Annotated in this window: 20 protein-coding genes; 18 read left to right on the plus strand and 2 right to left on the minus strand. The window is 39.5% G+C overall.

All coding sequences use genetic code 11. From position 1 onward, the window contains the following. Positions 1 to 83 precede the first annotated feature (83 nt). The 5 genes from bchD (at position 84) to ACE1CA_RS08160 (ending at position 5,269) form a co-directional block, all read left to right on the plus strand. Entirely contained in the window at positions 84 to 2,075 is a 1,992-nt protein-coding gene (gene bchD / locus ACE1CA_RS08140) for a magnesium chelatase ATPase subunit D (protein ID WP_486517716.1), read from the plus strand. A 66-nt stretch (positions 2,076 to 2,141) separates the two neighbouring features. Next, positions 2,142 to 2,621 (plus strand): GNAT family N-acetyltransferase, encoded by a 480-nt coding sequence (locus ACE1CA_RS08145; RefSeq protein ID WP_413276784.1) that lies wholly within the window; start codon positions 2,142 to 2,144, stop codon positions 2,619 to 2,621. Beyond that, complete coding sequence (locus ACE1CA_RS08150; protein ID WP_413276785.1) at positions 2,608 to 2,877, plus strand: DNA cytosine methyltransferase; 270 nt, start codon at positions 2,608 to 2,610, stop codon at positions 2,875 to 2,877. The genes ACE1CA_RS08145 and ACE1CA_RS08150 overlap by 14 nt, the downstream gene beginning before the upstream one ends. 251 nt (positions 2,878 to 3,128) lie before the next feature. Next, complete coding sequence (locus ACE1CA_RS08155) at positions 3,129 to 4,127, plus strand: coiled-coil domain-containing protein (RefSeq protein ID WP_413276786.1); 999 nt, start codon at positions 3,129 to 3,131, stop codon at positions 4,125 to 4,127. A 41-nt stretch (positions 4,128 to 4,168) separates the two neighbouring features. Beyond that, positions 4,169 to 5,269: a coiled-coil domain-containing protein gene (locus ACE1CA_RS08160; RefSeq protein ID WP_413276787.1), complete on the plus strand. Its 1,101-nt coding sequence runs from the start codon at positions 4,169 to 4,171 to the stop codon at positions 5,267 to 5,269. Between the two features lie 37 nt (positions 5,270 to 5,306). On the opposite strand, the gene ACE1CA_RS08165 is transcribed toward ACE1CA_RS08160, so the two are convergent. Beyond that, entirely contained in the window at positions 5,307 to 6,092 is a 786-nt protein-coding gene (locus tag ACE1CA_RS08165) for an RNA polymerase sigma factor SigF (protein ID WP_413276788.1), read from the minus strand. Positions 6,093 to 6,425: 333 nt separating this feature from the next. Here ACE1CA_RS08165 and ACE1CA_RS08170 point away from each other — a divergent pair, with 333 nt between their 5' ends. The 7 genes from ACE1CA_RS08170 (at position 6,426) to ACE1CA_RS08200 (ending at position 11,910) form a co-directional block, all read left to right on the plus strand. Then, positions 6,426 to 7,154, plus strand: a complete 729-nt coding sequence (locus ACE1CA_RS08170; protein WP_413276789.1) for a Bax inhibitor-1/YccA family protein — start codon at positions 6,426 to 6,428, stop codon at positions 7,152 to 7,154. A 201-nt stretch (positions 7,155 to 7,355) separates the two neighbouring features. After that, positions 7,356 to 8,481, plus strand: a protein-coding gene (gene prfB, locus ACE1CA_RS08175; RefSeq protein ID WP_413276790.1) for a peptide chain release factor 2 whose coding sequence is annotated in 2 segments (ribosomal slippage) — positions 7,356 to 7,430 and positions 7,432 to 8,481 — 1,125 coding nt in all. Because the reading frame shifts where the segments join, the coding sequence is not laid out codon by codon here. A gap of 228 nt (positions 8,482 to 8,709) precedes the next feature. Continuing rightward, entirely contained in the window at positions 8,710 to 8,925 is a 216-nt protein-coding gene (locus tag ACE1CA_RS08180) for a DUF3285 domain-containing protein (RefSeq protein ID WP_413276791.1), read from the plus strand. Between the two features lie 52 nt (positions 8,926 to 8,977). Next, a complete protein-coding gene (ybeY, locus tag ACE1CA_RS08185; protein WP_413276792.1) occupies positions 8,978 to 9,469 on the plus strand; it encodes an rRNA maturation RNase YbeY in 492 nt (163 codons plus the stop codon). A gap of 228 nt (positions 9,470 to 9,697) precedes the next feature. Continuing rightward, on the plus strand, positions 9,698 to 10,168 hold the full coding sequence (locus tag ACE1CA_RS08190; protein WP_459563577.1) for a diacylglycerol kinase family protein: 471 nt from the start codon (positions 9,698 to 9,700) through the stop codon (positions 10,166 to 10,168). A 122-nt stretch (positions 10,169 to 10,290) separates the two neighbouring features. Next, positions 10,291 to 10,878, plus strand: coding sequence for an anthranilate synthase component II (locus tag ACE1CA_RS08195; protein WP_413276793.1), 588 nt, complete (start codon positions 10,291 to 10,293; stop codon positions 10,876 to 10,878). A gap of 216 nt (positions 10,879 to 11,094) precedes the next feature. Then, the gene (locus ACE1CA_RS08200; RefSeq protein WP_413276794.1) at positions 11,095 to 11,910 is read left to right on the plus strand and encodes an MBL fold metallo-hydrolase; all 816 of its coding nucleotides are present in this window, start codon (positions 11,095 to 11,097) and stop codon (positions 11,908 to 11,910) included. A 71-nt stretch (positions 11,911 to 11,981) separates the two neighbouring features. Here ACE1CA_RS08200 and ACE1CA_RS08205 read toward each other — a convergent pair whose 3' ends face one another. Beyond that, complete coding sequence (locus ACE1CA_RS08205; protein ID WP_413276795.1) at positions 11,982 to 13,163, minus strand: acyltransferase family protein; 1,182 nt, start codon at positions 13,161 to 13,163, stop codon at positions 11,982 to 11,984. A 227-nt stretch (positions 13,164 to 13,390) separates the two neighbouring features. On the opposite strand from ACE1CA_RS08205, the gene ACE1CA_RS08210 reads away from it, so the two are divergent. The 6 genes from ACE1CA_RS08210 to ACE1CA_RS08235 all read left to right on the plus strand — a co-directional run bounded on the left by ACE1CA_RS08210 (position 13,391) and on the right by ACE1CA_RS08235 (position 20,897). Next, positions 13,391 to 14,680, plus strand: coding sequence for an aminopeptidase P N-terminal domain-containing protein (locus tag ACE1CA_RS08210; protein ID WP_413276796.1), 1,290 nt, complete (start codon positions 13,391 to 13,393; stop codon positions 14,678 to 14,680). 14 nt (positions 14,681 to 14,694) lie between these two features. Continuing rightward, positions 14,695 to 15,249, plus strand: a complete 555-nt coding sequence (locus ACE1CA_RS08215) for a DUF421 domain-containing protein (protein ID WP_459563578.1) — start codon at positions 14,695 to 14,697, stop codon at positions 15,247 to 15,249. 351 nt (positions 15,250 to 15,600) lie between these two features. Further along, complete coding sequence (locus ACE1CA_RS08220) at positions 15,601 to 17,208, plus strand: peptide ligase PGM1-related protein (RefSeq protein WP_413276798.1); 1,608 nt, start codon at positions 15,601 to 15,603, stop codon at positions 17,206 to 17,208. Between the two features lie 84 nt (positions 17,209 to 17,292). Continuing rightward, positions 17,293 to 19,023, plus strand: a complete 1,731-nt coding sequence (locus ACE1CA_RS08225) for a serine/threonine protein kinase (protein ID WP_413276799.1) — start codon at positions 17,293 to 17,295, stop codon at positions 19,021 to 19,023. 6 nt (positions 19,024 to 19,029) lie between these two features. Then, entirely contained in the window at positions 19,030 to 20,022 is a 993-nt protein-coding gene (locus ACE1CA_RS08230) for a glycerophosphodiester phosphodiesterase (protein WP_413276800.1), read from the plus strand. 41 nt (positions 20,023 to 20,063) lie between these two features. Continuing rightward, positions 20,064 to 20,897, plus strand: a complete 834-nt coding sequence (locus tag ACE1CA_RS08235) for a Uma2 family endonuclease (RefSeq protein WP_413276801.1) — start codon at positions 20,064 to 20,066, stop codon at positions 20,895 to 20,897. Positions 20,898 to 20,926: the final 29 nt, after the last annotated feature.

Below are 20,926 nucleotides of genomic sequence, written 5' to 3' on the forward strand. Positions count from 1 at the left end.
AACTCTCTAACCCCGCCGATTTCAAGGGAATAAGTCCTCATTTCCTGTTATGCTAAAAGACTGGATGTGCCAAGTCGGAAAAAATGCCTGCGTTAATTCTCCCTCAAACTACCGCTTTTCCCTTAACTGCTGTTGTCGGACAAGAAGCAATCAAGTTAGCATTGCTGTTGGCAGCGATCGATCCGACATTGGGAGGAGTAGCGATCGCAGGTCGCAGAGGAACCGCCAAATCAGTAATGGCGCGTGCGCTGCACTCACTTTTACCACCAATTGAAGTCGTCAAAGGTTCCTTCTGTAACGAAGCACCCTCAGAAACCCGGTTTCTTGAAGAAACCGGGTTTCTGGAAACTCAAATCATTCCTGCGCCTTTCGTGCAAATTCCCTTGGGAACTACCGAAGACAGATTGCTCGGTTCCGTAGATGTGGAACAATCTGTAAAAAAGGGAGATACTGTCTTTCAACCGGGGTTACTCGCTTCCGCACATCGAGGAGTTCTCTACGTCGATGAAATTAATCTCCTTGATGACCAAATTGCCAATCAACTTTTAACAGTGTTATCGGAAGGACGCAACATCATCGAACGGGAAGGAATTAGTTTCGAGCATCCTTGCCAACCTTTGTTTGTTGCCACTTATAATCCAGAAGAAGGGCCATTGCGGGAACATTTGCTCGATCGCATCGCCATCACCCTTTCCGCAGACGGTGTTTTAGGGTTGGACGATCGTGTACAAGCAGTCGAACAAGCATTACAATTTTCCCGTTCCCCCCAACAATTCCTCTCCCAATACGCCGAAGACATCGACAACCTAAAAACCCAAATCATCCTAGCGCGAGAATGGCTTAAAGAAGTTACCATTACCAAAGAGCAGATCGCCTATTTAGTAGAAGAAGCAATTCGCGCCGAAGTGCAAGGACATCGCGCCGAACTCTTCGCCGTCAGAGTCGCCAAAGCAGCAGCAGCATTCGACGGAAGAAACACCGTCAACTCGGAAGACTTACGCCGCGCCGTAGAATTAGTTATCGTTCCTCGCGCCACAGTCGTTCAAACTCCACCAGAACAACAACCACCCCCACCACCTCCACCACCACCCCCAGAAGATCAATCTGAACAGGAACAAGAAGAAGACGAAGAGGAAAAAGAAGAACCCCAAGAACCTCAAGAACAGGAAATGAACGTTCCTGAAGAATTCGTTTTCGATCCTGAAGGGACAATACTCGATCCTTCTGTGCTTTACTTTGCACAAATGGCGCAACGTCGCGGAAAGTCAGGAACTCGCAGCAAAATATTTTCTGATGACAGAGGTCGTTACGTTAAACCCATGTTACCCAAAGGTCGCGTGCGCCGCATAGCAGTAGATGCCACCTTACGCGCAGCTGCACCCTATCAAAAAGCAAGACGCGAAAGAGAACCAGGAAGAAAAGTCATTGTTGAACAAGGAGATATCCGTTCTAAACGCTTGGTACGCAAAGCCGGATCTTTGGTAGTTTTTGTAGTAGATGCCTCTGGTTCAATGGCATTAAATAGAATGCAATCAGCAAAGGGCGCGGTAATGTCACTACTGACCGAAGCTTACCAAAACCGCGACCAAGTGGCGTTAATTCCGTTTAGAGGAGAACACGCCGATGTGCTGTTACCGCCAACTCGTTCCATTGCTTTAGCAAAGCGGCGCTTGGAACTTTTGCCTTGTGGCGGTGGTTCACCCTTAGCACATGGTTTAACTCAAGCGGTAAGAGTGGGAATAAATGCCCAGATGTCGGGAGATATTGGTCAGGTTGTTATTGTAGCGATAACTGACGGACGTGGCAATATCCCTTTGGCACGTTCTTTAGGAGAACCCATTCCTGAAGGCGAAAAACCGGATATTAAGGCGGAATTGTTGGAAATTGCGGCAAGAATTCGCGGTTTGGGAATTCAGCTGTTAGTAATTGATACGGAAAATAAGTTTATTTCTACTGGTTTTGCTAAGGAGTTGGCTAAAAATGCTGGTGGAAAGTATTATCATTTACCGAAGGCGACGGATCAAGCAATTGCTGGGGTGGCGAAAAGTGCGATCGCAGATCTAAAATCTCGTTAGCTTGCGAGAAACTGGTAATTTTTTGAACCGCAAAGAACGCAAAGGACGCGAAGGAAGAGAAGAAAGATGAGTTTTGTTTTGCCACCAGAATGCGTTCTTCGTCCTGCTTCTGATAGCGATATTTGGGAAATTCGGAAGTTGGTTTTTAGTGCTAAGTTAGATCCAACTCAGTTACGCTGGCAACAATTTTCGGTGATTGAATGTGATAAGAAAATTGTCGCTTGTGGGCAATTGCGTTCTTTTTCTGGGGCGCAAGAATTAAGTAGTTTGGTAGTGTTACCTGCTTGGCGAAAACAAGGTTTAGGAAGTTATTTAGTAAAACATTTAATTCAGCAAGCGAATCAACCTCTATATTTAGAATGTGCTAGTTGGTTAGAACAATTTTATACTCAGTTTGGTTTTGTATCTATCTCTTGGCGAGAAGTTCCATCACCGCTGAAAGAGAAATTTCGGTTTACTCAGTTTGCTACGAAACTAATTCCTCTTATATCTTTAAAAGTTATGCAATATCGTGGATTTGAAACTCCGACAGATGGCAACAAATAAACTCCCCTACCTTGATTTTATTGAACAAGAACTTAGACTTTCTCCAAATCAGCAAAATAAACCTTTAGTCATTGACTTATTTGCTGGATGTGGAGGAATGGCGCTAGGTTTTGAAGCGGCAGGTTTTCAAACAGTTGGGTACGAAATTATAGAAGATGCTTGTGCAACTTATCAGCTAAATTTACAAAATCCATGTCATCACTGTTCAGCAAAATTATTACCAGAAATTTCTCAACCTACTCAATATATTTTTTAGGTACGTTGTCGCGCTTTAGCGCTGAAGCGCAACAACGTACCTGTGCGGTATGTGACATTTTGTTTACATACTGCTGATAAAGTAGAACAAATGTACTATAATAGATGTCAAGTTCGATCAAGCAAAAAAATCCTCTCAAAATAACTTTTTTCCTGTTCAGTATTTGTGTTCGTAACCAAAAAAAAATGGGCATTCTAGATTGAAAGCAATGCCTAGTCTTAGCTTGTTAACTAAAAAAAAGGACAACCAGCATGAATAATGTTGCCGTAAAAGATAGCAAAACCAAAATTTTAGTAGCATTTCAACGCCTCCTTGCAGAAAAGCAACAAATTGAGTCCAAAGTCGCTACCAAAGAAGAGGAAGCGGAGAAGGAAAAGAATAAACGAACTCTCGAAGTCGCTTCCACCTATACAGTTGATAGTATTGTCAAAGGTTTAGCTGATTTACAATTAGAATTTGGCAGCATTATTACCGGACTTTCCACTAAATTAACTGCCGAAACTACCAAACTTGACGAACTTAAAAAAGCCATTGAAATTGAAAATCAGCATTTACAAGAACTTCAGCAAGTGCGAGTTGTAGCTGATGCGCTGCACATTTTAACTCAAGAACATCAAGAAAAACTGAGAACGATCGAAGAAAATGCCACCAATCAGCGAGAAAGCTTAGATAAAGAACTTGCCGAAACTCGCAAAAGTTGGCAAAAAGAACAAGAGGAATTTACCGCAACAATCAGGGAACAAACTGAATTATTAACCGCAGAAAGGCAACGTCAAGAGGCAGATTATCAATATGAATTAGAACGCGATCGCAAAATCAAAACCGATGAATATGAAGAATTTCGCCGCAAATTAGAGCGAGAATTACAACAATCTAATCAAGAAAAAGAGAAAGATTGGACAGAACGAGAAAGAGTTTTAACTGCTAATCAAACATTATTTGAAGAATACCGGAAAAAAGTCGAAGCTTTTCCCGCCCAAATGGATGAAGCGACTAAGAAAGCTTATGGCGAAGGTATTTCGGAAGTTAACCAAGAAGCGAAAGTCAAATCTGATTTGTTTGAGAAAGAATGGGAAGCTAGTAAACAATCTTATGAGTTGAAAATTCAAGCTTTGGAACAGAAAATTCAACGCCAAACCGAACAAATTACTGAGCTTACTAATCAATTACAAAATGCCTTGAAGCAAGCGCAAGACTTGGCAATGAGGGCTTTTGAAAGTTCTGCTGCTCAAACAACTAAAGCTCAATAAACTGGATCTTTTCACATTTGCAAAATTTTTGAGAGTTGATAATGACAGTAAAGAAACCTAACGAGAAAAATACCAAGGCGGAGATTTTGACAGCTTTTAATCAATTGTTGGAGGAGAAAAAAGCGATCGAATCCCAACTAACACAATTAGCCAAAGAATCAAAATTATCAGAGGCAAAACCAGTAATTGAAGTCAAACCCGCAGAAGAGAAAAAAAATATGAATTGTACATTAAATGGTGCTGGAAAACAGAAGATTCAGCAGACAATTGATAGTCTTGCTAATCTACAATTAAGTTTTGGTAGTGCTGTTAGTGATTTATCGGAAAATCTTACGCTAGAAGCTGCTAAATTACAAGAAATTCAGCAGTTAGTGACTACAGAAATTCAAGAATTGCAAGAGTTGCATAATTTAGAGGAAATTAATGATGATACTCTTGATGAATTAATTACTCAATATCAACAAAGCGCCAAACAATTCGCTGAGGAATTTAGTCAACGTCGAGAAACTTTAGAACAAGAAATCCTGGCAGCGAAAAAAGCTTGGACAAAAGAACAAGAACAGCAGCAACGTACTATTAAAGAACGCAATGAGACACAAACAAAAACTCAGCTACGCGATGCAACTGAGTATAAATATGAATTAGAATTGCAGCGCAATTTAAATGTTGACGAATACGAGCAAGCGCAGAAAGCTTTGTATAGACAATTAGAAGAGTTACAACAAACTCAGGAAAAACAATGGACGGAACGAGAAAAAACGATTTCGGAACGGGAAAAACAATTTGAAGAATATAAAATTAAAGTAGAAGCATTCCCTGGAGAATTGGAAGCTGCTCTGAAAAAATCTAAAGACAATGGTAGAGGGTTGGGACTTTATCAAACTAAGGTGAAGGCAGATTTACGTGCTAAAGAAGTAGAAGGAGAAAGACGAGTTTATGAGTTGCGAATTCAATCTTTAGAAGAAACAATTCAAAACCAAGAAGCGCGGATTAATAATTTAGCGAAACAACTTGATTCTGCGTTGAAACAGGTGCAAGATTTGGCGGTGAAAGCGATCGAAGGTTCTGCCAATATCTCTTCATTCCAAGCTGTCAAAGAAATTGCTTTAGAACAAGCCAAAACCAAAACTAATAATAAATAAACTTTGCTTAATTAAGGTGGGTTAATACCCGCCTTAATTAGCTTGCCAAACCAGCGGTTTGAGGAGATAACATAGAAACTAATTGATCTAGACCTTTTTGTAAATGTCTGCTTACAGTCATCGGGCTAACACCAATTTTTTTAGCTGCTTCTTTGCGGGGTAATTCACGGAGAAATACACACTCAATAGCGGCTCTAGTTTTTTCTTCTAATTGACTCATTGCACCATGCAATTGCTGACGATCTTCTTCTAAATATTGGAAAGCTTGATAGCGAGAATCAGCCAAAGTATCTCCTAAACTAATAGGAACATCTACTTGATTACCAACAGTAGCATCTAAACTTAAAGGTTGACGATTTTGGGCAGCTAATTTGCTTTCTTGCCATTCTTGTATAGAAACATCAAGTGCTTTAGCTATTTCTGCATCAGTTGCCGATCGACCAAACTTAGTCGAAAATTCCTTTTGAACCTTTTCTCCATCACTATACAACTCTTGGCAACGACGAGGCACTTTCACCACACTACTTTTATCTCGCAAAAAGTGGAGCATTTCACCACGAATATAAGGAATAGCAAAAGAACTAAAAGCACAACCTTGATTCGGATTAAAACGTTCGATCGCCCGAATTAAACCAAGATAACCAATCTGTTCTAAATCTTCATAAGGTTCAGCACACTGATGTCTAAATCTATGGGCAACCTTACGTACTAGCCCAGCATGAATTTGTACTAACTTATTCCTTTTAGCAACTGAGGGATTATTGTGGTAGGAAATTAACAATTCCATTCCATAAGAACTAAGATCGATTTGAGTTGCTTTCATAATAAGCCTCTAGGGAAAAACCTTTTTTATAAGTACATTTCTTAGGCAAGATCTCGTAGGGCAAGAATTAAAGTATTAACCCTATCTGAACTCATTGTCTTTAGTTCAACCCAAATCCACCATCGTTCTTACACTGAAATTTATGCAGAATTGATCTAAAGATTCCGCATAAATACGTAAGCATTAGCGCTAAAGACGCGCTAAAATTCATCTTTTTTTAGTTCCAAGCTCAACTACCCGCGATCGTCCTCCTAGCTGATAACGGAAAATCTGGGTAAAAATGTAGTTAAATCGCAAGTAAAGCTGATTAATCAAAAAACATAAACAAGCAATATGAGCAGCACTAGCAACTTCCGCGAAGCAATTCGCAAATCCAAAAACCAAGCACTTTTAGGCCCCAATGTCATCGCTAACGCCCTCCCTTACGTTGGCGCTGGTTTAGTTTTAACCGCATTAGGCACTTATGGTGGTTTGGGAGTAATCAACAACTTCCCTAACTTATTCTTCCCAACTTTCATCGGTGCAGTTATCGTAGAGCTAATTCTTTTTTTCGTAGCTCAGAACGTTGCCGAAAGAGGCAAAAATAGTGTAGCACTGCCCCTGCTGGCTCTCTACAGCCTGCTATCCGGCTACACTCTAAGTGGATTAGTTTTTGTCGCACTAAGAACGCCAAATGTCGGCATTCAAGGCATTGGTATTGCTGCCCTTGGTTGTGGCGTTACCTTTATCGCCGCCCGTCAAATTGGTTCTAATTTATCCGATCCTGACGGCATGGCTTTAGCAAAAACTGTCAGACTAGGCATCATTGCCTTACTTGTAGTTTGTCTTGCCCAATTCCTGTTCGCCATATTTGGCGTGTTTACACCCTCTTGGCTAGAAATCGCTATTTCCGGTATCGGTGTATTTCTGTTTGTCGGTTGTGCTGTGGTAGACTTCTACGTTCTACCCCGTAGCTATCGCGACGATCAGTATTTACCAGCTGCACTGTCAATGTACCTAACCTACATTAACCTGTTCATTTTCATCCTCCGGTTAATTATCGCTATCAATAGTCGCGACTAGTTAAGCAGGGGAGCAGGGGAGCAGGGGAGCAGGGGAGCAGGGGAGCAGGGGAGCAGGGGAGATAACTTAAAACTCAAAACTTCCCCAACTCTTCCTAACTCAGAACTCAAAACTCAAAACTTTCCCAGTCCCCAGTCCCCTTTCTTCCTTAGAGCCTTTTACAGTTAAGATAAAAAATAGTCGATCGCTACAAAAAACACCATGCTCGAACTAGTAGACATCAAACGCGACATCGAAAGCTTATCTCATCGCCTGGGTAAAACCCAGGACTATCTTTGACATACCTGCTCTGACTGCTAAAATTCAAGACTTAGAGCAGATAGCCTCTCAACCAGAATTTTGGAACGATCAAGACTCGGCTCAACAAACTCTGCAAGAATTGAATGATTTGAAATCGCACTTACAGCAGTTTTATGATTGGAAAAGTGGCTTGGAAGATACGAAGGCGATCGTAGAATTGCTAGAGTTAGAAGCCGACACCTCATTATTAACCGAAGCCCAAACCAACCTCAATAACCTCAACCGAGAACTAGAACGCTGGGAATTACAACAACTATTATCCGGCCCTTATGACAATCAAGGCGCAGTATTGACAATCAATGCAGGTGCCGGAGGTACAGACGCACAAGACTGGGCAGAAATGTTACTGCGAATGTACACCCGTTGGGCAGAAACCCAAGGTTACAAAGCCCATTTAGCAGAAATTTCCCAAGGAGATGAAGCAGGAATCAAATCTGCCACCTTAGAAATCGAGGGGCGTTACGCTTATGGTTACTTAAAAGCTGAGAAAGGCACCCATCGCCTAGTGAGAATTTCACCCTTTAATGCCAACGGGAAAAGACAAACCAGCTTTGCCGGAGTAGAAGTCATGCCAATTCTAGATCACTCAGTAGAATTGGACATTCCAGAAAAAGACTTAGAAATTACCACCTCTCGTTCTGGCGGAAAAGGTGGGCAAAACGTCAACAAAGTAGAAACAGCGGTACAAATTAAGCACATTCCCAGTGGTATTGCTGTCCGCTGTACCGAAGAACGCTCTCAACTACAAAACAAAGAAAAAGCCTTAACTAGACTCAAAGCCAAACTATTAGTAATTGCCCAAGAACAACGCGCCAAAGAAATCGCCGAAATTCGTGGAGACATGGTAGAAGCTGCTTGGGGCAACCAAATCCGTAATTACGTTTTCCATCCCTATCAAATGGTGAAGGATGTCCGTACTAATGTGGAAACTACTGCCATTACAGATGTCATGAACGGCGAACTCGATTCATTCATTCAAGCTTATCTACGCCAAGAAAATCAATTGGTGGAAAATAACTCAGCTTAGGTAGAAGCGAACAGGGAACAGGGACAGCATTAAGTTAATTTTCTTCCTCTTGTCCCCCCATCTCCCCATCCCCCCATCCCCCCATCCCCCCATCTCCCCATCTCCGTGTGGATTGTCCTAAATAAATTCTGAGGATCGGTAATCCTATGCTGTGAAGAGAGTAATCAAACTTGTTACATTTAAAAGGAAAAATGGTAGCTGGTATATTCTGTAGAATTAAAAATCACTATGAGTAACCTAACTTCACCCACCCAACCACCGGAAGTTTCCCCCAGTGAAACTACCACGCCGTCCCCAGCAACTACTGGCGAACCGCAACCAAGTTATGTAAAACTGGCAATGCGTAACATGGTACGCAAGCGGGGTACTTCTCTCAAACACTTTTTTCTGACGACTATTGGCTTGTTAGGGGTGCTGATAGGTCTTTCTTATTTAACTCGTTGATCGATATTCAATAGAAAAAGTTGGTTGGGAATTCGGAATTGGAGGATTTGGCGTGGAAGTAGAACTGAATGTACAGGATTATTTTTCGGAGTCATCCCTGGCAACAGGGGTTGATGAGGAAACCTGGCAAAACTGGTTCTACGTTTGGCTAGAAACTTTGCAACCCGACGATTCCTCTGCAAGAAGCTATGAACTTAGCCTCCGCCTCACTGACGATGCGGAAATTCACTCACTGAACGCTCAGTATCGTCAGCAAGATAAGCCAACAGATGTTTTGGCATTTGCGGCTTTAGAAGTTGATATTCCTCAGCCAGATGAAATGCTAGAGTCTTTGCCGTTGTACCTTGGTGATATTGTAATTTCTGTGGATACTGCTCAAAGGCAGGCACAACAACAAGGGCACTCTTTGCAAATAGAGTTAGCTTGGTTAGCTGCTCATGGCTTACTTCATCTTTTAGGATGGGATCATCCTGATGATGAGAGTTTGAGGCGGATGTTGCATCAACAGACTAGCTTGTTGGAAACTATTGGCCTTGCTTTTTAGACAAAATAAGTATTTCTTATGTCTATGCAGGTAGTAGAACGGGTTGATTTTAATTTATTCTTTTCCGTGTGTGTGCTAGACATGAAACTGAATCAACAGCTGATGCCCTCAAAAAATTCTAAGTCCGTTAATCGCCATATTGTAGCTACTACTTCTGCTTCTGTGTCTGGTGAATCGCCATCTAATCCCGCTTCTGTGGCTGGTGAATCGCCATCTAATCCCGCTTCTGTGTCTGGTGACATTACACAATTAAAGAGTAATCAAACGGAACAGGCAGGACAGTCAAAGCGCGAACTTGCTTGGCAGGTTGCTTCTAATTTACTACTGAGTTTTAAGTATGCTTGGGCGGGACTAAGGTACGGTTTTGCTACTCAACGTAATTTTCGGATTCATGTTGCGATCGGAATTCTAGCAATTTCACTGGGGATTTTTCTCCGGTTGAGTCCAGTGGAAATGTCTCTGATTGGTATTACGATCGGCTTAGTTCTGGCAATGGAGTTAATCAACACGGCAATTGAGTCAGTAGTTGACTTAACTGTGAAGCAAACTTACCACGATCTGGCTAAGATTGCCAAAGATTGTGCAGCGGGTGCTGTGTTAGTTACTGCTATGGCATCTGTTTTAGTGGCAGGTTCGTTGTTGTTGCCTCCTCTGTACGCCCTAATAGTGCAAGCAAAACTGGTTTCGATTTTTAATTAGCGATTTTAGACAGAAAAATTTAAAATTGTTTCTGTTTGCTCGACTGCTGGTGTTAGCGATCGGGTCAATCTAAAATTTGAAGTTAGAAATCAAAAATTGGTTAGCTAAAGGAGTATAAAAATTTGATTTTAGTAATTGATAATTACGATAGCTTTACTTACAATCTAGTGCAGTATTTGGGAGAGTTAGCTTCTGAGTTTCCCGTAGCTGCGGATATTCAGGTTTACCGCAATGACCAAATTACTTTAGACCAAATTCGCCAACTCAAACCAGACGGAGTAGTAATTTCCCCTGGCCCAGGAAGACCCGAAAATGCCGGAATTTCTCCAGATTTGATTCGAGATTTAGGTGCAACTTTACCAATACTCGGCGTTTGTTTGGGACATCAGGCAATGGGTCTGGTGTTTGGCGGTAAAATCGTTTCTGCACCCGAATTAATGCACGGTAAGACTTCTCCGGTTTATCACAAAGGTGTAGGAGTTTTTCAAGATGTAGAAACTCCGATCACTGCTACTCGCTATCACAGTTTAGTTATTGACAAAGAAACTTGCCCAGAAGTTTTGGAAATTACTGCTTGGGTAGAAGATGGCACAATTATGGGTGTCCGCCACCGTGATTATCCCCATATTCAAGGAGTTCAGTTTCACCCAGAAAGCATTCTCACCAATTCAGGAAAACAACTACTACGAAACTTTCTAAAGTCTCTTTAGGACTCAGGGACTCCAGGGGCAAGAAAACGTCTTAACTCACATCTTGCACCAGGAGGCAGAGCCTCTATTCTTCGTTCCCAGGTTGAACCTGGGAATGAGAATCTGGGAGGTTCCACCTCCTTTGAGTGCAAGATTTGAGTTAACTCAAATCTGTCCCAGTCCCCAGTTCCCTTTTAAAAGGTAGAATCTCTATCGTTGTGTAAAAAATAGGGAATTATGAAACGGCGAAAGTTGCTGCGTTATACGGGGGCGAGTTTGCTTACAGCTTTTGGTACTGCTTGGACTTCAGGATGGCAAGCAACACAAGCCCAAACTAATAGTTCGCTATCAGTTCGATGGCTGGGGCACACTTGTTTTTTGTTTACTGGTAGTAATCAGCGTGTATTAGTAAATCCTTTTCGCACAATTGGTTGTACTGCTGGTTATCGTTTGCCAAAGGTACAGGCAGATGTGGTTTTAATTAGTAGTCAATTGTTTGATGAAGGTGCGGTGGAAGGATTACCAGGTAATCCTAAAATACTTTATGAACCGGGAGTTTATCAATATAATGAAATTCGGTATCAAGGCATTAAGACCAATCATGATACATTAGGTGGACGCAGGTTTGGTACGAATGTAGCTTGGCGTTGGAATCAAGGTGGTCTTGATATTTTGCATTTGGGAGGGGCGGCAGCGCCAATTGAATTGGAGCAAAAAATTCTTATGGGAAAACCAGATTTGTTGCTGGTTCCTGTAGGTGGTGGCCCGAAAGCTTATAATCCAAATCAAGCAATTGATGCGGTTAAATCTTTGAGTCCAAAGATGGTGATTCCTACTCATTATCGGACTCAGGCTGCTGATGATAAGAGTTGCGATATTGTGGGTGTGGAGGAGTTTTTGAAGTTGATGGATGGTAGTGGTATGTCTGTTCGCAATATTAATAGTGATTCTGTAACTATTAGTACTGCTGATTTGCCTGCTAATGGTTCTACAGTTAAGATTTTGAGTTATCAGTTTAATTCTGTGCCTGTTGAGCCAAAAAAGGGTAGTTAAGACATTTACTAATCAATTCAATAGTTTAAGTTTGTAGTAATTAAGCGATCGAACTCTTTACTACAAACTTCTCACGTTATTTGTCGTTTGAGTTTGATTGCTGGGAGTTCAATCAGGTAATAGGTGGCTATGGCAAGTAATGTTGATAGAATTATGGTTTCTATGAACCTTAGAAAGAAGGCTTGTAAAGGGTTGTTTGAGGTAAATAAAATGGGTGTGAGTTTCGTAACTATTGGGTAATGCCAAATGTAAATTCCATAAGAGAAGTTGCCTAAGTAACCCAAGATTATGAAGGGCAATTCCCAAACATCCTTTTGGGGAAAGTTATAAGATTTGGGGTAAGCATCAGATTCTATTAGGTAAAGGAATATTGATGTTAGTATTGCGGTTATTGTGGGAGCAATAAATAATAAGTGAAATTGGTTGTAATATCTATGATAGGCTGTGAATATGTAGAGAAATAAAATTACTAACAATGCTAAGAATGGTTTGGATATAAATCTTTTTGTGGATTGGTTAATTGGCTGGTTAGCTTTTTGTTTAATGATTATGGCATTAACTAAAAATCCACAAAGTAAAGAGTCTAAGTTGGTAATTAAGGGAGTGTAAATATAGCTGACGAAACTGTTAATTTGTTGTTGAGATATGGAAGTTTGAGTGGTAATAAACGCCCAAATTAGTAGTCGGAGACAAAAGGAAAGGAAGATGAGGCTGAAAAATAGGGTAATTATTTGTTTGGGTTTGGTTATGCGATCGCGCAAGAAAATATAAATAAACGGAATTACTAAATAAAATTGTACTTCTGTTGATATATACCAAAGCGCTCCGTGAAAATCTAAGGGTAAACTATAATCGTAAGTAAAGGTTAAAATTCTCCATAAATATTGTCTATTTTCTGATTGCCAAATTTGCGGATAAAAAATTAAACCTAAAATTATTACAGAAAAGTAGAAAGCAGGTAAAATTCTTAAGGCGCGGTTCCGCCAAAAATTAATTAATCCACTTAATTGAGTGGTGTAACGTTGATTATAAAACGCTTTTCCGATTAAATAACCAGAAAGACAAAAGAAAATTCTGACTGCTACACCTCCGGGGCTGAATATTAACCAAGTTAAGTCATAATTATGATAGTAAATTGTGAATTTGGGCGGGATAGAATGTGCCACAACCACCATTAAACAAGCAAAACCTCGTAGTGAAAGTAGTGGATCTATGACTAATCTTGGTTTGATTTGCCAAGGGAAAAGTGCCATTGTTTTTTGTTGTTTAAAAAATTACTGGTTTGGGTGATGAAAGTCAGGGAAAATCTACAAATCTAATGTCAGAAGGTTGAAGACAGAAAGAAATAAGGCTAATACAAAGCGCTTTTACTTGTTTTTAACTGTATAATTATTTCTGCCGCACTGGAATATATTTAAAGTTTCTGTCGCTAATTAACTAAAATTAGAATATCATAGTATTTTTTAGATAGTCACTAGCTATGCAAACAGAGTACCAAAAGCGTCGGGAAGAGTTAATGGCGAAAATTGGCAATGGTACAGCTATTTTTCGCAGTGCGCCAGTGGCGGTAATGCACAATGATGTAGAGTATGCTTACCGACAAGATAGTGATTTTTATTATTTGACGGGGTTTAATGAGGCGGATGCGGTAGCAGTTTTAGCACCTCATCATGCAGAACATCGGTTTATTTTGTTTGTGCAACCAAAAGATAAGGAAAAGGAAGTTTGGACGGGATATCGAGTAGGGGTGGATGCGGCGAAGGAAAAGTATGGTGCTGATGAAGCTTATCCAATTACAGAATTAAATGAAAAGTTACCGCAATATTTAGAAAAAGCTGACAAGATTTATTATCATTTGGGACGCGATCGCCAATTCAATGAAACTATCCTTTCTCATTGGCAAAGGTTAATAGCAACTTATCCAAAACGGGGTACGGGACCGATCGCAATTGAAGATTCTAACTTTATACTTCATCCGATGCGATTAATTAAAAGTGAGGCGGAATTGGAGTTAATGCGAAAAGCGATCGCTATTTCTGTAGAAGCACATAATCACGCTAGAGAATTCGCTAAACCAGGACGTTACGAATACGAAATCCAAGCAGAAATGGAACATATTTTTCGCTTGCGGGGTGGTATGGGACCAGCTTATCCTTCGATCGTTGCTTCGGGTGCGAATGCTTGCATTTTACATTATATTGAGAACGATCGGCAATTACAAGAAAATGATTTGTTGTTAATTGATGCAGGTTGTTGCTATCAATATTACAACAGCGATATTACCCGCACTTTTCCCGTAAATGGCAAATTTACACCCGAACAAAAGACGATCTACGATTTAGTTTTGACTGCACAATTAGCTGCGATCGACCAAGTAAAACCGGGAAATCCTTGGAACTTAGGACATGATACCGCAGTGCGAATTTTGACAGAAGGTTTAGTTGATTTGGGATTGTTAACAGGTGAGATTGAAGAGTTAATCAAAGAAGAAAAATACAAAGCATTTTATATGCACAAAACTGGACATTGGTTAGGTTTAGATGTGCATGATTCGCCAGTTTATAAACTTGGCGAAGAGACTTGGCAAACTCTACAACCGGGACAAATTTTAACTGTAGAACCAGGACTTTATATTTCACCTTTTTATCAACCGGAAGAAGGACAACCTGAGATAGATGACAGGTGGCGAGGTATTGGCATTCGGATTGAAGATGATGTGTTAGTTACTGAGTCAGGGAATGAAATTTTAACTGCTGATGTACCTAAATAAAACCAATGACTATGATGGATTTAGTGTTTAAAATTAATTGGTACAAGGTATTTGTTCCCAGTACCTCAATTGCCGAACTTTTTGTGCGCGGAACCCTAGTTTATTTGATGTTATTTGCGATTCTGCGCTTTCTTCCTAACCGTCAAATTGGTACGGTAGGAATTTCGGATTTATTAGTAGTAGTATTGTTTGCTGAAGCTGCCCAAAATGCAATGGCAAGCAACTATACTGCTGTTTCTGATGGTGTAATTTTGGTGAGTACTATTATTTTTTGGAGTTACACTCTAAATTGGTTGGGTTTCAAATTTCGGTGGTTTCAACGCTTTTTAAATCCTCCACCAACGCCATTAGTAGTTAATGGAAAAATGATGCGACAAAATTTGGAACAACAATTAATTACACAAGATGAATTAATGAGTATGCTGCGGAAACAGGGGGTGCAAAAAATGAGTGAAGTCAAGTTGGCATTTATGGAGTCAGATGGCAATATTAGCGTGATTACTAACTCACCGAAATCTACTACTTCTAAAGTGTTAAAGGATGAATCTGAAACTTATGTGCCAGAATGAATAATTAGAATCTAAACAAGGGGAAGTTGAGTAAAAATACTTAACTTCTCTGCAAAGCTATTAATTTACTATCTTTTAGATAGATGCGGAAAAGTTAGATAAGGTCATAAACTTAGTTTATTGTTGTACCAATTCTCTATGGAAATGCGCTTAATTAACCCCACCCCAAACCCCTCCCCGTTCACAGGGAGGGGCAATGATTAAGCACAATTTTACAGATAATTAGTATTACTACTTTTGGTTATTGATTAGGCGGGAGATAATAATTTTTTTTACTGTTTTGGTAAAATGCTCGGAAACGGATAAAATTAAGTAATTTACTGTTATTGAAATTAGAATAGGGTTTAGTCAATGCAAGTTGTAGATTTCTCTGTAGATTCTCAAGGGGAAAAGTTTCGCTTTTTGCAAAGTCAGTTGCGCGATCGCTGGCAAGGTATTGAAGGTGCTAACCTGGGAGATTATGATATTCTCGTAATTCCTTCGGTGAGTTTAGATCAGCAGGAATTGCAGAAAGTAGAAGGGTTTTTGAATTACGAAGAACGGTTACTTTTTTCCTTAATTCGCTTGCGTAATCCCCGAACTAGAGTAATTTATATAACTTCTCAACCTTTGCCACCAATAGTAATTGATTATTATTTACAATTGTTACCGGGAATTCCCTTTTCTCATGCACGCGATCGCTTAATGTTATTTTCCACTTATGATTCTTCTGCCAAACCTTTAACCCAAAAAATATTAGAACGTCCCCGGTTAATCCAGCGAATTCACCAAGCATTAAGACCAGATAAATCTTTTATGATTTGTTATAATTCAACTCAGTTAGAAAAAGATTTATCTTTACAGTTAGAAGTACCTTTATTAGCCGCAGATCCCGACTTACTTTATTGGGGAAGTAAAAGCGGAAGTCGGCAAATTTTTGCTGAGAGTGGCGTACCTCATCCCGATGGAAGCGAACTGGTAAAAAATGCTGATGATTTAGCAGAAGCAGCTGCGGAACTTTGGGAACGTCAACCGCATTTACTAAGGATGGTAGTTAAGCTAAATGAGGGTTTTTCGGGGGAAGGAAATGCTATTTTGGACTTAAGAGAAATAGCTGATATGGCAGATAGCGTTGTTTCCCATCGAGAAAGAGTTAGGGTGATTAGCGATCGCTTTTCTTCCATGAGTTTCCAAGCTAAAAATGAAACCTGGGAAAACTTTTCTACTCGCATTCCTGAACTAGGCGCGATCGTCGAAGCATTTGTGGAAGGAGAAAAAAAGCACAGTCCTAGCGTTCAAGGTAGAATTACCCCCGAAGGAGAAGTAGAAATTCTCTCAACTCATGACCAAATTTTAGGCGGTTCTGGTGGACAAATTTACTTAGGTTGCTATTTCCCCGCCCAAGAATCTTATCGCTTAAAGTTGCAAGAATTAGGATTAAAAGTAGGACAAAATCTCGCCGAAAAAGGTGCGTTAGAAAGGTTCGGCGTTGACTTTATTGCTGTACGTCAACCTGATGTAGCAGGTATACCACAATGGGATTTACAAGCAATTGAAATTAACCTGAGAAAAGGTGGTACTACTCACCCGTTTATGACTCTGAAATTCTTAACAACTGGGCGTTATGATATGGCGACTGGCGTATTTTATAGTCAGCAAGGTAGCGCAAAATATTACATGGCAACTGATAACTTACAAAAAGAACGTTATCGTGGTTTATTACCAAATGATTTAATGGATATTATCGCCGATCATCGCTTACATTTTGATACCAGTACGGAAACTGGAACTGTATTTCATTTAATGGGTTGTCTGTCAGAATTTGGGAAGCTAGGATTAACTTGTATTGGTAATTCTCCCCAACAAGCTAAAGATATTTACAACAAAGTCATCAAAGTTTTAGATGAAGAAACAAAAGAGACAGCTATTGATGCTTATGCTTTATCATCTCATTGTTTACCAATGACTTGGCATGAGTAATAATGATTCGTTATGCTATAATTTGACCTGTTTGGCAGTAAACAATCATTAATTTCTTTTAAAGTTAACTGAAAGGAAAATCAAGTGTCTCAAATTGCCACAGCTGCCCATTGCATTAATCCTCATTGTCCACGCCCTTATCCCCAAACTATGGGGAATAATTTTTGCAGTCTTTGTGGCGCGCCATTAAAATTTTTCAACCGTTATACACCACTGAAAAAATTAGGAAGTGGAGGATTTGCTACAATTTACACAGTTTGGGATGAAAAAACTAAAAAAGAACAAGTATTAAAAGTTTTATTAGAAACTTCTCCCAAAGCTTTAGCATTATTTGAACAAGAAGCCTCAGTTTTAACTAATTTACGCCATCCCGGAGTACCAAAAGTAGAATCAAATAGCTTTTTTCAGCTTACTTTCGGCAAGTCTCCTGAAGTTGTTTTGCCCTGTTTAGTAATGGAAAAAATTTATGGGAAAACTTTAGAAGAAATTTTAGAATATCATCAATTTCAAGGTTTACCGGAAGCATGGGTGCAAAATTGGCTCAAACAATCTGTATATATTTTAAGAGAATTACACCAACGGCAAATTATTCATCGTGATATTAAACCAGCCAATTTAATGTTACGTGAAGGTACAGAACAAATAGTATTAATTGACTTTGGTGGTGCAAAACAAATTGGTGCTAAACAAGCTAATTCTCAGGCGAGTTCAACAAGGTTATTTTCGCCGGGATATAGCCCACCAGAGCAAATTGCTGGGGCGGTTGTTGGGCAAACTGCTGATTTTTATGCTTTAGGAATGACTTGTATTCACTTACTTACAGGTAAATATCCGTTAGATTTAGAAGACCCAAAAACCGGGGAATTGCATTGGCAAAATTTCGCTAAAGTTAGCCCAAGTTTTGCTAATTTACTGGATGACATGACCCAGCCAAATATTGAAAAAAGACCTGCTAATGCTAATGAATTATTAGCCAGAATTAGAAAAATATACTCTCAAACTATTACATCAACTATTGCTAAAGCCCTATTTAAAATTATTAGCAAATTACCCGCAGATTTATTTAAATTCTCATTAGCTATTTTAGCATTATTTGGTAAATTAATTACCCAAACAATAGTTTTATTTTGGCAAGCGATCGCCCATTTAACCAAAGCCTTTTTTAGTACATTATGGCAAATGACATTAGGCGGAATTGGTGGTGCTTGCGGGGCAATAATTGGTTATTTGTTAGCCTACAAAACAGCTTTTGGTAGAGAATTAGATGATTTACTTTTGCAAATTTTGCCAGGATTAGCTGAAGTTCCTATCTTCCTCAACTCAGGAATTATTTTATTTAGTTGTGCTGGTATAACTACTGCTTGGGGATTAATATTAGCGAGAAAATCAGGGCAAGATCGGCGTTATTTAATAGCAATAATTATGGGAATAATTAGTTATGGATTAGGTTGTTTTATAGTCCAAAAAGTACCATCAGGCACTATTTTACCAGAAGATTTAGTATTAATGAGCGCAGTAACCACTGGCTTATTAACTTTGGGTTTAGGTTTACCAAGTCATCAAATAGTTTATGCTTTAGTCACTGCCTTATGTACAGCCATTACCTTTGCAGGTTTATTAAGTTTAGTTATGCAAATTTTTGTACCTTTAAATGGCGTATTAGGAATTTCTAATAGTTTTCTTAACAGTTTTAATTGGACAAATTTTGCCTTTAGCATGGCATTTTTTAGTATTATGGGAATAATTATTGCTTTCTGGTTAAGTGTCAGTCATTTTTTTGTTGTACCTGTTTTACGAAAGTTGGGTTGGCGTTAAGTAAAAATGCAAAATTATTTACAACTTCATTCTTCTCCACCTATAATTATCGCCCATCGAGGTGCAAGCGGTTTCCGTCCAGAACATACTTTAGCTGCTTATGAATTAGCCATTTCTTTAGGTGCAGATTATATTGAACCGGATTTAGTTTCTACGAAGGATGGCGTACTGATTGCACGTCATGAAAATGAAATTTCTACTACTACTAATGTTGCTGAACATTCCGAATTTGCTAATCGTAAAACTACTAAATTAATCGATGGAAAATCAGTTACAGGTTGGTTTACTGAAGACTTGACTTTAGAAGAGATTAAAACTCTGAAAGCTAAAGAACGTTTGCCTTTTAGAAATCAAAGTTTTAACAATCAATTTTCCATTCCGACTTTTCAGGAAATTATCGATCTAGTCAAGGTTAAAAGTGAGGAAATTGGTCGATCGATCGGAATTTACCCAGAAACTAAACACCCAAGTTACTTTGCTTCTATCGGTCTAACTTTAGAAGAACCATTAATCGAAATCCTTCATAATAATGGCTATAAATCTGCTACAGATCCTATTTTTATTCAATCTTTTGAAACCCAAAATTTGCAAAAATTAAGTCAATTAACTCATTTACCATTGATTCAATTACTAGAAAATTCTGGGCAACCTTTTGATTTAGTAATGAATGGCGATTCGCGCACTTACCATGACTTAACCACACCCCAAGAATTAGTTAAAATTGCTGAATATGCTTCGGGAATCGGCCCAAATAAACAAATGATTATCCCTGTAGATAACCAGGGAAAATTACTAAATCCTACATCTTTAATTGCCGATGCTCATGCCGCAGGATTACTCGTTCATCCTTACACTTTTCGCAACGAAAAGCAATACTTAGCACCCGATTATAACGGTAATCCAGAAGCAGAATACGAGCAATTTTTTAACTTGGGTGTAGATGGCGTGTTTACTGATTTTACTAATACAGCATTAACAGTAATTCAGCGAATATGGTAAAGTATTGATAACGAAAAATTTCAATTCCTAATCATATCGTCATGTCACAACAGCGGACTGTCATTCCTCAGACAGAACCTCCCCTTCCGGCAAAGGAAACTCTGCCAACAATGTACGATTTGCCTAGCGAAAACCCGGAGGAACCTGGTTTGCCTGATGAGTTTCATATTTTGCAACCGCAGTTACTTACTCGCACCTTGCAATTGACGGATTATCCGCCTTCACGCCTCTTTGTTGGCACCGATTTAAACTTGTACTACGATGTGAAAAATCCTTTGTGGCACAAGCGTCCTGACTGGTTTCTGGTGTTAGATGTACCGCGATTATATGAAGGTACAGATTTGCGTTCTAGTTATGTTGTTTGGCAAGAAGGTGTAAATCCATTTTTAGTTGTAGAACTGCTTTCACCGGGAACGGAAAAAGAAGATTTGGGGGAACTGGCGCTGTTAGAAGATGATGAGATTTCGGAAGTAGATTCTACGGAAATTAACGGACAACCGACGAGAGAAATACCGCCGAGAAAATGGGATGTTTATGAGCGAATTTTACGAGTACCTTATTATGTGGTATTTAGTCGGTATAGCGATCGCCTACGTGCATTTAAACTCAACGGCGGACGTTATCGAGAACAAACTATAAATCCTGAAAAACCTCTGTTTTTGATTCCCGAACTCAAGTTAGGATTGGGAATTTGGCAAGGAGAATTTGACGGAATTAATCGTTCTTGGTTGCGTTGGTGTGATGAGGAGGGAAATTGGTTGTTAACGGATGCGGAACGAGAACGACAAAAGCGACTTCAATTAACAGAAAAGTTAAAGTCGCTTTCTCCCGAACAGTTAGCAGATTTAGGAATTAGTGTTGAAGATTTGGAATAGTTGAACACTGAAGTGTTCACAACAGACCT

Source organism: Floridaenema evergladense BLCC-F167 (genome assembly GCF_041929205.2).
Taxonomy (GTDB): Bacteria; Cyanobacteriota; Cyanobacteriia; order Cyanobacteriales; family Aerosakkonemataceae; genus Floridanema; species Floridanema evergladense.

Excerpts from the sequence above, each read along its gene's own strand:
- bchD (WP_486517716.1), top strand. The coding sequence starts at position 84 with ATGCCTGCGTTAATTCTCCCTCAAACTACCGCTTTTCCCTTAACTGCT.
- ACE1CA_RS08145 (WP_413276784.1), top strand. The coding sequence starts at position 2,142 with ATGAGTTTTGTTTTGCCACCAGAATGCGTTCTTCGTCCTGCTTCTGAT.
- ACE1CA_RS08150 (WP_413276785.1), top strand. The coding sequence starts at position 2,608 with ATGGCAACAAATAAACTCCCCTACCTTGATTTTATTGAACAAGAACTT.
- ACE1CA_RS08155 (WP_413276786.1), top strand. The coding sequence starts at position 3,129 with ATGAATAATGTTGCCGTAAAAGATAGCAAAACCAAAATTTTAGTAGCA.
- ACE1CA_RS08160 (WP_413276787.1), top strand. The coding sequence starts at position 4,169 with ATGACAGTAAAGAAACCTAACGAGAAAAATACCAAGGCGGAGATTTTG.
- ACE1CA_RS08165 (WP_413276788.1), bottom strand. The coding sequence starts at position 6,092 with ATGAAAGCAACTCAAATCGATCTTAGTTCTTATGGAATGGAATTGTTA.
- ACE1CA_RS08170 (WP_413276789.1), top strand. The coding sequence starts at position 6,426 with ATGAGCAGCACTAGCAACTTCCGCGAAGCAATTCGCAAATCCAAAAAC.
- ACE1CA_RS08180 (WP_413276791.1), top strand. The coding sequence starts at position 8,710 with ATGAGTAACCTAACTTCACCCACCCAACCACCGGAAGTTTCCCCCAGT.
- ACE1CA_RS08200 (WP_413276794.1), top strand. The coding sequence starts at position 11,095 with ATGAAACGGCGAAAGTTGCTGCGTTATACGGGGGCGAGTTTGCTTACA.
- ACE1CA_RS08205 (WP_413276795.1), bottom strand. The coding sequence starts at position 13,163 with ATGGCACTTTTCCCTTGGCAAATCAAACCAAGATTAGTCATAGATCCA.
- ACE1CA_RS08210 (WP_413276796.1), top strand. The coding sequence starts at position 13,391 with ATGCAAACAGAGTACCAAAAGCGTCGGGAAGAGTTAATGGCGAAAATT.
- ACE1CA_RS08215 (WP_459563578.1), top strand. The coding sequence starts at position 14,695 with ATGGATTTAGTGTTTAAAATTAATTGGTACAAGGTATTTGTTCCCAGT.
- ACE1CA_RS08220 (WP_413276798.1), top strand. The coding sequence starts at position 15,601 with ATGCAAGTTGTAGATTTCTCTGTAGATTCTCAAGGGGAAAAGTTTCGC.
- ACE1CA_RS08230 (WP_413276800.1), top strand. The coding sequence starts at position 19,030 with ATGCAAAATTATTTACAACTTCATTCTTCTCCACCTATAATTATCGCC.
- ACE1CA_RS08235 (WP_413276801.1), top strand. The coding sequence starts at position 20,064 with ATGTCACAACAGCGGACTGTCATTCCTCAGACAGAACCTCCCCTTCCG.